A 12,481-nucleotide genomic window follows, 5' to 3' on the forward strand; every position below is an offset into this window, starting at 1 on the left:
GGGAAACCCTGTATTGACTGCGCTTGGAGTGCGACTATTGGTTTCACCTCTTTGCGGCAGATCCCCTCACCTACCTGATTTCTTGGTTTTTCTTTCCACATTGAACTGAACCAGTGCCCTTAACATGTCATTTGTCAATATTATCACCTCTGATCAGGGCTGGATCCTGGAACGGCTCGCAAGAGAAATCGAGTCACGTTTGCCTTACGTCACCTACAGCAACGCACCGAACCCGCAGGCAACGGTGCAGTACTACGTGACTTATTCGACTTGGCGAAAGCGGATCTCACCCATTGAGGTCGCTTATTTTGCGCATTTGGAGCAAGACCCCAAGACGGCCGAACAATTTTTCCATGTTGCTCGTCATGTCGATCATTGCACCTGTCACTCGCAGTTTTACGAAAAGATCATGCGCGATCAGGGCATCGAAACGGTCACGACGATTTCACCCGGCGTCGATCTCGACAGCTTTACTCCCTGCCTGAAGATCGGCGTGGTTGGGCGTACTTATCATACTGGGCGCAAAGGCGAGCATATCGTTGCCCAGGTCATGGATATCCCTGAAATCGAATGGTTCTTTACGGGTGAGGGATGGCCGGGGCCGGCGATGAAGGTACCGGATGGACAGATGCCCGATTTTTATCGCCAGATGGACTATGTCCTGGTTCCGGCACTTTATGAAGGCGGTCCCATGTGCGTCGTCGAGGCATTGGCCTGCGGAACCGAGGTGATCGCACCGCCCATTGGCTGGGTTTCCGAATTCCCGCATATCGAATTCAACACCGGAGACGTACAGGATCTGCGGCGCGTACTGCTGAAGCTGGTCGAAAAGAATCGTCGGTTACGGGCGACCGTACTTGATCGTACCTGGGATGCTTGGGCCGATGGACATGATCGCCTGTTTCGCAAACTACTGACCGACGCTGGACTGACCCCCATCGTAACGATGGACAAGACCAGCACGGAACCCACACTACGCCATGTCGGGTTGCTGCTGCACGGAAATGAAGGCAAATCACCTGGCGGTCCCTCCGTGCGTGTGCCGCGCACGGCCAATGAGATGCGCGAGCAAGGTCTGCATGTCGAAATGTTGCATTTTCCGCAGGCCGATCTGGAACGGTTCGATCTGCTCCATGGATTCAACGTCTGGGCACCAACCTCCGCGCTCGGAATGATCCGGCGCGCCCACGGGCTGAACAAACCCTTCGTCTTTTCGCCGATCTATCTCGATCTCTCGGAGCGTCCTCTGTGGGAAACCCAGATCCCAGCCCTCTTTGATGGTACGCGCACGCCCGATGAGATCGACAGCGCGCTACGACAACTGCGCCGCAAGCATCGGATCCCGCAGGAACGACAAGACTTCCCGCCTGAACCGCTACCGGGTTATTTCGCCATGGTGCGCGAGATGATCGCCGAAAGCGATCATGTCATCCTGCTCAGCGAACTCGAACGGCAATACCTGGCGGCCATCGGTGCCCGACCAGCTGCGAGTACAGTTATCCATAACCCAGTGGATGCGCATCGGTTTGCCGAGGGCGATCCCGCCCTATTCGCCGAACATACCGGTCTGCGCGATTATATTCTATGCCCGGCGCGGATCGAGGCCCGCAAGAACCAACTCATGCTCGTCCATGCCATGCGGGGTTCCGGGCTACCCCTGGCACTGGTCGGTCATACCCCTTCGGCACACTATCTCGCACAGGTTCGGTGCTATGCCGATGCCGATGTCCATCTCGTCGACCGGATCGAGCCGAATTCCGACCTCCTGATCTCGGCCTATGCGGGCGCGCGCGTCGTTGTCCTGCCGAGTTGGTCTGAGGGTGCGCCCCTAGCGGCCCTAGAGGGCGCAGCGGCGGGAGCTTCGTTGGTTTTGAGTGACCGCTCCGCCGAGCGGGAGTATTTTGGCGACCTGGCCCGTTACTGCGACCCGTCCGACCCGGAATCGATCCGAACCACAATTCTGGAGGCCTATACCGAAACTCGCCGTCCCGAGGACATCGAGGCGCAGCGGCGCTACATTCGTGAGAATTTCAGTTGGGCGCGTCACATCGAGGCGACTCGCGACCTCTATGAGCGAACGCGTGCGACCTTCGAGCCACGCCGGACGGTCATCGCCCAATCCACGGTTATTCGCTCGTCTAGCGAGCATCTGCGGTGCGCCATCGTCTTCGATGTCACCACTAGCGCCAATCATTGCGGGCGCTGGACCGGCATTGCGCGGGTCGAGATGGCGCTTGCGCATGCCCTGAAAGCGCTTCCTGATGTTCAGGTTCGTTATGTTGCCTGGAACAATAAGCTGCGCCAGTTCGTCGCGATTCCCGAGACCATGCTGTCGCCCGATCAGCTTAGCCTGTTCCTCTCGGCCCATGACAAAGGCCCTCTCGAGTCGCTCTCGCTCTCGCTCTCCGAAGGCACGCCTTTTCTCGTCGCTGGGAGCGCCTGGATGCAGAACGCCAACTACACCGAGGGCGTGATCAATCTCAGCCGCCACCACCGGTTGCACCTGACCCCGATCCTTCACGACATCGTTCCGACGATGTTCCCGTTCTGGTTCAATGACGGCTTCGCCAGCGTCTTTGATCGTCACCTGCACCTGCTGGCCATCGCCGCGCATCGGCTCATCGCCATCTCGCAATCGACACGGCGCGATCTCGAGGCCTTTTTGCTCAATGCCGAACATCATGCCCCAGCGATTCCCGTCTTGCGCGAGGGCGATCAGATTCGCATCCTCCCGTCCCCCAGCGACGGGATTCCCGATCCAGGCTCTCAGGCTCTGCGGCAGGAATTGGCGGAGCAGGACTTCGTACTCTGCGTGGGTGCCATTCATCTGCGCAAGAACCATCGTCTTCTCTATGATCTCTGGGTACGTCTGGCGTCGGCACTGGGCCGACGCTGCCCGCGCTTGATCATCGTCGGCGGGGTTGCCTGGAACGGACAGGAGGTCGCCAAAGCGATGCGCGAGGATCGGCGCGTCAACACGCATATCCAGCTGCTGGAAAACATCGAGGACGACGATCTCGAATGGCTCTATCAGCATTGCCTCTTGACCGTGTATCCCTCGCTGTACGAGGGCTGGGGTCTGCCAATCGCCGAAAGCCTGCGTTATGGCAAGATCTGTCTGGCCTCGAACACCTCCTCGATGCCAGAGATCGCCCCCGCCGTGACGGACTTGCTCGATCCGCTCGATTTCAACCAGTGGTATACCCGTCTCTACTACTATCTGACGAGTCGCACTGCACGCGAGACCCGGGAAGCGCTGATTCGCGACCAATATTCGCCTTATGACTGGCGTCAGTCGGCCGCGCATTTGGTGGCCATCCTGAATACCTCGCCCGTGCAGGACGGGCCGCGCCCCAATCGCTACGCGCTCGGCGAGATCCTGCACCTGTCCGATCAACAAACCGCCGTCCGCTATCGCCGTGGCGACTGGCACCCAACCGAACACTGGGGCGGCTGGACCGCAGGCCAAACCGCAGGGATTGAGTTGCGCCTCACGACCCCGCCCCAGCACGATCTGCTGCTGGTTGCCCAGGCCCAGGCCCTGTTTCCGTGCGGCGGATCGCTTGACTGCCAGATTTGGGTGAACGGTACATGGATCGGTGATTGGTTGTTCACGCAGTTCTCACTCTCGACCTATTCACTGCCCATCGCCCGCGCGCTCGTCCCGGCGGATGGCCGTGTCGCTATCCGCTTCGAGAGCAGGCAGCTCTACCAGATCAGCGCGGTCACAACGGCCAAAAAGGATCAGCGCCTCGTGGGAATCGGCATCGCCAAATTGACGCTGGTCGAGAGCCCTAGCGCCCTGCTGGCGGTCCAACAGCTAATCGGCGAGAAGACACCGCCGACCTTCCTCGCACCCGGAACGCGGATCGCGTTTCTCGACCCGGAGACACACCCCGCGCGATTCCTAGACGGGGCCTGGGATACCGATCAGGCCTGGGGCGCTTGGCAGGCGCACAAGCGCGCACGGCTCTTGCTGCACCTTCATGCCGCCCCAGAGCAGGATCTGGTGTTCAACCTGACCTTACGCCCGGTGGCGACCCCTGAACATCCCTTGACCATCCTGGTCTCTGCCAACGGTACGCATCTGGCCACCTGGTCCTTCAGCGATGACGGCATCCAGACCCGTTCGCTCAGGCTACCGCCCGCCGTGCGTCAGCGTCGCCAACCCCTGATCCTGGATCTCATCAGCCATCCGGTCGGATCGCCGTTCACCCTCAAGCTCGGCAAGCATCAGCAACCCCTGGCGTTCGGTCTCCTGGCGTGCTGGGTGAGCCTGGAGGAGTCATCGCCCCCGGACGATCCAGTGGCCGATCCAGCGTGGCCCGCGATCACGACCTATCCGCTCGACACACGGCTCGACTTCACTACGACGCCACCGACGGCGAGCCGGTGGGCGGCCCCCGCCACCCCTTACCGATGGTCGGGCTGGTATCCCCCCGAAGTGGCGGGAACCTGGATCCTGGGGCTGGAAGGCGAGCTTCGCCTCCGCCTCGACGGACCGCAACCCACCGCACCGATGCTCCTGTCCTTGCAGGCACAGGCCATTGGGACCGAGTTGACCGGCCCACGCACCGTCCAGGTATGGCTCAACGGGGCCGACCTTGGAACCCTCGTCTTTCCCGATGACCAGCCGCACACCCTGGCACTCACGATTCCGGTGGACAGCCTGCCCGACGATCAGGAACCGCTCCATCTCGTCCTGCGGACCGACCGCACCGTCAACCCCCATGCGCTGGGCATCGGCGAGGATGATCGGCAACTCGGCCTGCGGCTGAACTGGTTACGGTTGCACTCGGGCGCTTGCGTCTTTCCCCTAGGCATCTATTACCCACTGGGAACCTATTTAGATGTCTCCGATGAGCATCTGATCGAACCCTTCCTGGGGCCGGGCTGGTACGAGGCCGAGCCAGGCGGACGCTGGAGCAACGGCGACGGCGGGTTTCTTCACCTGTTGCTCGACTCCGTCCCCGAACACGCGATCTCCCTGACCCTCGATCTGCGCGCCTTTGGCACCGAGGCGGACGGCGGCGCGACAGTCGCTGTCCTGGTCAACGACACCTTCGCGGAAGAGTGGACGTTTGCCGACGATCAGCCGTGTCGGCGCACGCTCGTACTTTCCACTGAAGCTCTGGGCGGAAGCCGTTTTCTCGCGCTGGGTTTGCGCAACCGACAGGCCACGTCGCCCGCGCAGCAAGGCACCGGCTCGGACTCACGAACCCTCGGCGTCTGGGTCACCGGTCTCGTTCTCACCGTCGCAGATCAACCCGATGCGCAGATGACTGCGCGCCAGGATCCGCTGAGCGAGTCTCGAGTCGCACCTCACCATCCACTCCCTGACGCAGCGTCCACTCCTGACCTCAGCGACCCGACGACGGCTTCTCCGTCTTCCCATCCGCTCACCGAGAACGAGCCGGATCATGAGCAAGGCACCAGGCCCGCCGCCGCCCCTCGACACACACTCGATGCTGACGCGGTCGCCTCCTATCCCCTGGGACAGTGGCTAGATCTTGGCAACGACCGCGAATCCGGCCCCTTTTTGCTGTCGGGTTGGCACTTCGCCGAACCGGGCGGTCGTTGGACCGCCGAGGCCGCTGCTGTTCTGGCGCTACGCCTGACTGAGATCCCCACCGGCACACTGCACCTTGAACTCAGTGGTCATATCTTGAATATCGGACCAACCGACGTGACGCTACAACTCAATGATGTCCTGTCCGTAGACTGGACCTTCGACGACGATCAACTCCGCTCCTTATCGATCACCGTGCCGGTCGAACTCATTCCCCTGTCGGGCGTTCTTGAATTATCGCTTCAACATCCCGCGCCTAGATCCCCATTGGAACTCGGCATCAACGACGATGGGCGCCTAATCGGTGTCTTCCTCAGCAAGCTGCGCCTGAGCGAACAGCCAGTAGAAGGGCCATAGGATGCGCTGAGGAACGAAGCGCATCATTCGAGTTATAAGGTAAAGCATGACTGATTATCGTCGTTTTTACATACCAGACTCCACTTGGTTTTTCACGGTTAATCTGGCGGAGCGACGAGATAATCACCTATTGGTTGAACAGATTGATTTGTTACGGGCGGCTTTTCGTTATGTCAAGCACCGTAAACCATTCCGAATAGAAGCAATTGTTATCATGCCGGATCATCTGCATTGCATTTGGACACTGCCGACTGAGGATGCGGATTTTTCAATGCGCTGGAGTTTGCTTAAAAGTCATTTTTCCCGAACAATACCTACTGGTGAGCGAATTTCACAAAGCCGGGAAAAACGTCGAGAACGCGGCATATGGCAACGGCGATTCTGGGCGCATCTATTAACAGGCCAAGACGATTTTAATTCCCATGTTGACTATATCCACTGGAATCCCGTCAAGCATAAGAAAGTACGACAAGTTGCCGACTGGCCATATTCAAGTTTTCATCGTTTTGTGGAGTTGGGCATTTATCCAATTAATTGGGGACATACCGGAAATTTCGACATACCGGCAAACGAATAACGCGAATGATGCGCTTCGTTCCTCAGCGCATCCTATGCACTGGACTGGAACCTGGCCGAACAGCGCAAACCGCTCATGCCGATTGCCCCTCTGGAGTAAGACCATGCCATTTCTTCATACCATTGCCGTCGAACCGCGAGACAACTACCGGCTTTATGTCACCTTCAACAACGGCACGAAAGGCGAAATCGATCTTTCCGGCGAACTCTGGGGGGAGGTATTTGAACCCCTCAAAGACCCGGCAGCCTTCAACACCGCCCATCAACACCCCGAACTGGGAACCGTTGCCTGGGCAAACGGGGCGGACTTGGCGCCAGAATTTCTGTTGGAATTGCTGCACAAGCAAACCAAATCAGCAGCCTGACGCAAACCAACCTGTGCAGGGATCGGATCCGTAGCGAACAACCGGCGGAAGAACGATTGACCGAAGCACAACCAACCGCTGCGAAGGCCCTCGCAGAGCAGCCAACCGACGCTTCGCCGACGGGAGCCAACCATGCCTTATAATCTAGCCATCCCCGGACAAGTCACCGAGTTTCAACTGCGCGCCATCGAGGCCGTCGCCACCCTGGTCCCGGAACAGGGCGTGGCCGTGGAGATCGGCTCGCTATTTGGACGCTCCAGTGTCGCCTGGGCCAAGAGCGTGCCCGCCTCGGCCGTCTTGCACTGTATCGACCCCTGGGTCGGCAACCAGGGCGTGCGCCCGATGGAGCAGCGCCACGGCATCACCTACGGCCTGGAGCAATTCAAGGCCTACACCCAGGACTGCCCCAACATCGTTCCACACCAGGGCTACAGTCCGCGCGACGTGCAGGACTGGTCCCGCTCCATCGACCTCTTCTACGAAGATTCCGTACACCAAAACCCGACCTTGCAAGAGAATCTGGACTTCTGGACCCAGCACCTCAAACCGACCGGCGTCGCTTGCGGGGACGATTTCCGCCCGCGCTTCCCGGATGTCATGAACGGGGCGCGGGTCCTGGCGGACCGCCTGGGGCGGGAACTGATCACCATCGACAACTTCTGGTGCCTGCTGCCCGCGGAGGATCTGGTGCCAACGGTCGGAGCGGTCCGCGACCGGCTCCTGGCGCTGCAATCCGAGGCGCAGACCCAGGCCCTGTCCAACCCGTTTGCCCACACCTTCGTGGTCCGTGACAAACCGAGCGCGCTCCGGCAGGGCGAGCCGTTGCACCTGGAACTCCACCTCTGCAACGACGGCCCGCTACCCTGGCTGGATGCGGCGGGGGCACCGCTGTCAGCGTCGGTGTCCATCCGGTTGACCCCGACGGAGACGGAGCGCCCTTGTGCCATCCCCGCCGCCGCCACCTGGGTTCTCGCCCCGGATATCCCTGTCACCGAGACCCTCCGTGTCCCGACGAACGAACTGGCCATCGACACCTGGACCCTGACGCTCTCGCTCGTGCTTATCGGCACCGACGGCACGCTGCACCGTCTCCTGGAACCTACCGAGTTGTGGACGCTCAAGATCCTCGCCGGTGACCCGGAGATCGCCGTGCTGCCGAAGGCCTACCAGGTCACCTGGGAGGACCAGTTCGCCGACTATCAGATGATCGACCGGGTGGACGTCCATGCCGCGTACCGGATGCTGCTGGGACGGCCTCCCGAGGGAGGGCAGGACCGGGTCGACAGGCACCTGGCGGCGGCCAAGGATCTGTCGGGTCTGCGTCAGCGGTTCATGGCCTCGCCGGAGTTTGGCAAAGCGAACTTTCGTCTGTTGGCGCCTGCCATCATCGGACGCGCCGCGGCGGCCTTCACGCCCCAAGAGATCGAAACCACCGCTCCGCCCGCGGCACTGGCGCGTCTACTGGACCATGTGCAACGGGTCTGGTCGGGCTTGGGCGAGGTCGAACCCCATTTTTCCGTTCTCAGCACGCCACAATTCAAGCCGCACAACCTGCCCGACAACGAAGCGGCCTTTTACGCCACGGGCAAGGCGGAAGTCACGCATCTGCTTGATCGCCTGCGCGCCATGGGCGTTCCACCCGTACCAGAAAGCCATGCCGTGGAATTCGGCTGCGGCGTCGGTCGCGTCACCCGCTTTCTCGCCGATGCCTTCACCCAGGTGACGGCATTCGATATTTCCCAGCCACACCTGCAACTCGCCCGCCAATATCTGGACCACGATGCCGTTCGCAATGTGACGCTCCGGCGCGTCGACGACATCGCGGGGCTGGAAGTCCCGGAGCATGACGTCTTCTATTCAAAGCTCGTCTTCCAACATAATCCGCCGCCGGTCATCCGCATCCTGTTGGAGAAACTGCTCTCGCATCTGCGTCCCGGCGGGGTCGCCGTTTTCCAACTTGTGACGGCCATCGATGGTTACCGCTTCTCGACCGAACGCTATCTGGCGAACATGGACCAGTTGCAGGGTCAGGAGTTACATGCCTTTCCACAATCGGAGGTGTTTCGGGTCTGCAGCAGCCGGGGGCTGCTCCCGGTTGACGTTTCGCGGGATACCAGCGTGACCGGTTTTGACAAGGTCAGTCATCTGTTTACGGTGAAGAGGGAAAGCTAGACATGAATCAAGAAGACGCCATGCGGATGCTGCTTCGCCACTATCCGCAACTGGCCTTTGAAGTCGTTTTCGATGTCGGTGCCAACTGTGGGCAAAGCACGGCGGCCTATCTGTCATTATTCCCCCAGGCTACGATCTTCGCCTTCGAGCCATCCAGCGCCTCCTTCCAACAATTGAGCGCCACCTTTGCCGCCAACGTTAGGGTCAGTTGCCATCAACTGGCCCTCGCTGACCACTCGGGAACGGCGCAGTTCACGGCCCTGGGAACCTCCGTGTCAAACCGCATCGCCCGCCCGACAGACCGTTGTGACCGTGAAGACATCACGGTCACGACCGGCGATGCCTTCTGCCAAGCGGTAACTATTGACCGCATCAATTACCTGAAGATCGATACCGAAGGCCATGACCTCAAGGTGCTGCATGGGTTCTCTGAGTGGTTATCCCAGGAACGGATCGATTTCGTTGAAGTGGAAGCGGGTATGCACCCGCTCAACGACAAACATGCCCTGCTGGCTGATCTTTCGTCGTTCATGGAATCCTTCGGCTATTTCGTTTTCCACCTCTTCGAGCAGGCCTTCGAGCGTCATGGCCGCCGTCATCTCCGCCGGGCCAATGTCATCTATGTCTCCGATGCCGCCGTTCATGCCAATCTTCCCAAGGACGCCCCACCGAATAAGCGCTTTCCGCGCCGCCCAGCGTCCGTCAGTCAACCACCCAGTCGGACCGGCAGTGCCATGAATCCAGATCAAACCCCGTCGAACTTCGAGCGTCATCACCCCTATCCGGTCGTCGTGATGTCGTTCAATCGCCCCGATTATCTGGACGAAACGCTCACGAGTCTCAAGGCTCAACAGGACATCTCCTGGAATCAACGACTCGTTTGCCTATTTCAGGACGGTGGCGTGAATTTTCACAGTGGCACACGATACGCGGATGACCAGGATCTGAACCGTTGTGTCGAGGTCTTTCGCGATCATTTCCCCAAGGGGATTGTTCGTCAAGCGCCGTTTAATCTCGGTATCGGTCTCAATTTCAATCGAGCAGAACACTTTATCTTTCACGAAAAACGTTACGCCGCCGCAATGTTTTTTGAAGATGACATGGCCCTCGGGCCTCATTACCTCTGGACAATGGATCAACTGCTCGATTTTGCCCTCTCCGAGCGATCACATGATCGCGTGGGTTATGTTGCCGCGTATGGTGACCACCGCCTGAGTCTCGACGACCAAGCCCGCTGCGCCACCCAGATCATTCCCATGGGACACTCTTGGGGATTTGGACTCACGCGTCGTCATTGGCTGGAGATGATACGGGTTCTCGGCCCCTATCTCAGTACCCTCGCGGCCTGCGACTACAAACAGCGCCGCAAATCTGCGATCCTGGATTACTATGAAAGTCTTGGCCTGGCTTCGCGGTCAATGTCCCAGGATGCCGCAAAACATGTGACGACGATTTTCCTCAACCGCATACGGTTGATGCCCGTGATCTGTCAGGCGCGATATATCGGTAAGGTTGGAAGCAATTTCACCGAGGAGATTTTTCTCGCGAAAGGCTATGGCAATGAGCAGCTTTATCTGGAGCAGATTAACGAATTTGATTGGCCCTCTCAGGAGCAAATGGACACGATGCTTGCAGATGAGCGGCGTCGGTTGCAGGCCATATTGCAGGAGGCACTGGAGAAAAAAGGCAACCCTCTATCAAAACAATAACAGGGATTCGGAACCCCCAGGCTTGTTGATCGCCGCCACTTGTACGCCACTGTAAAATCCACTGCGATAGCCGCTTATTGAACGAGGAGCAGATGCGAATTTATTTTCATGGCAATTGCCAGATGACGCCTTTACAAAAGATGATTGCCGAGGTCTATCCTGACTGGATGTCGAGTGTGCGGGAAGTCCACACTCCCGAAGCGATCGCCGACGAAGCGCTGTTTCGGACAGAGGTGAAATCAGCCGATGTTGTTATCGCGCAGCCAGTACGCGGTGGGTATCGCGGTATCGGCTGGCTTTCGTTCGCATCAATTCTCGAATTGGTCCGCCCCGATTGTCGGGTAATTACTATTCCTTCGCTATTCTTCAGAGGACAACTGCCTTGTTGGTATTATCTTGGACGCAGCGAAGGACGGTTTCCCTCGCTGAGAATGCGTTACCATAACCTACACATCGCCGCCATGACTGTCATAGGCATGTCCGATCAGGAGGCATCAAAGACTCTCTACTCATCTGATCTTTATACGCGCGAATTCGTGAATTCCCAACTCCATGTGGCGATCAAAGCGATTCAGGACAGAGAGCAAGAACATCAGATGCTTCGTGTCTCCGATCTTTATGAAGAGTCATGCCGTTTAGAACCGGTAGGGCATACAATCAACCATCCCACACGGACCATGATGGCAAAAATCGCCAATCGTATTTTGTGTGAACTTGGTTTTCCGCCATCAGTCAGCCCGGAAGGCGAAGATTATCTATCAAAGCCCCATCTGCCGCTTCTCCCATCCGTCGAGCAGCATCTTGGCCTTCCACTAGACGCCCAGCGGAACGCTTTCGCCGGTTCACGCTGGTTGCCACTAGATGACTACTGTCGTCGCGTCATGGCATTCTATAGAACCTTACCCGAGGGCCATCTTCTTCAGGCAATCCTGGAAACTAAGGATGCGGTTGACTTCTTGACTGCCTACGCATCGTATCACCCGGATGCGGACTGGGCCAACATCGACCGCTGGCAAGAACAGATTTCTTCCCTTACCCTGATACCACCAAGCCCGCTAGACACGGACACCGAGAATGAGTCGGTCTCCCCAGTTGAAACCATGCAACCACTGGGTTCGATCAATGCTCTTGCGTTTCCTCAAGAAGTTCAAATATCGTTCACGCTACCTGATTTTCGCGATACGCGATTCATATTCAGCGATGATCAATTAAAAGAAAAAATTGTTACGCAAGCGCCATTTGTTAATGAGGTCAATTATGCTCCAGCAACTTTCTCTGCAATAACAATTCCCGATGCCACGTTGGTCTGCTTTCCTCGGTCAGAAGCAACGTTGTTGACTAATGATTTACGGGTAGTTGATCAATCGAGGGCCAGCCACCGGTACGGCATCTTTAATCCATATCTTTACGAAGAAAAAGATATGACTTTCCTCAAGCAGTCTCTCGCTCCAACAATCAAATTAAAATCTGCTTTTATTGGTTACGACAATGCATCTTACAATTATTGCCATTTTATGATGTATTTTTTGCCACGCTTTGTCTATGCAATTGAGGGCGGCACCGAAGCAGAGGTTGTTTTTCCTCTTCTTCCAAATTACCGAGACATCTATACGGGAGCAATAAATTTTAATATCATTTTTTTTATTAATGACTATGTAAAAAAAAGATACGGGAGAAAGTTGTTTTTTTTAAATGAAGGATGCGTGCATATTGAGCAGGTGGAAATGATTGCA

6 protein-coding genes are annotated in these 12,481 nt (G+C 57.8%); all 6 read left to right on the forward strand.

Annotation, left to right across the window (positions count from 1 at the left end):
- Positions 1 to 124: 124 nt before the first annotated feature.
- A complete protein-coding gene (locus QZY07_RS04660; RefSeq protein WP_295400178.1) occupies positions 125 to 5,926 on the forward strand; it encodes a glycosyltransferase in 5,802 nt (1,933 codons plus the stop codon).
- Between the two features lie 46 nt (positions 5,927 to 5,972).
- On the forward strand, positions 5,973 to 6,503 hold the full coding sequence (locus tag QZY07_RS04665) for a transposase (RefSeq protein WP_295400180.1): 531 nt from the start codon (positions 5,973 to 5,975) through the stop codon (positions 6,501 to 6,503).
- 103 nt (positions 6,504 to 6,606) lie between these two features.
- Positions 6,607 to 6,867 (forward strand): DUF2442 domain-containing protein, encoded by a 261-nt coding sequence (locus QZY07_RS04670; RefSeq protein WP_295400182.1) that lies wholly within the window; start codon positions 6,607 to 6,609, stop codon positions 6,865 to 6,867.
- Between the two features lie 132 nt (positions 6,868 to 6,999).
- The gene (locus QZY07_RS04675) at positions 7,000 to 9,039 is read left to right on the forward strand and encodes a class I SAM-dependent methyltransferase (RefSeq protein ID WP_295400183.1); all 2,040 of its coding nucleotides are present in this window, start codon (positions 7,000 to 7,002) and stop codon (positions 9,037 to 9,039) included.
- A gap of 2 nt (positions 9,040 to 9,041) precedes the next feature.
- On the forward strand, positions 9,042 to 10,748 hold the full coding sequence (locus tag QZY07_RS04680) for an FkbM family methyltransferase (RefSeq protein WP_295400185.1): 1,707 nt from the start codon (positions 9,042 to 9,044) through the stop codon (positions 10,746 to 10,748).
- A gap of 92 nt (positions 10,749 to 10,840) precedes the next feature.
- The coding region (locus QZY07_RS04685; protein WP_295400187.1) for a WcbI family polysaccharide biosynthesis putative acetyltransferase at positions 10,841 to 12,481 on the forward strand (1,641 nt) is incomplete at its 3' end.

The organism is uncultured Thiocystis sp., assembly GCF_903866365.1.
Taxonomy (GTDB): Bacteria; Pseudomonadota; Gammaproteobacteria; order Chromatiales; family Chromatiaceae; genus Chromatium.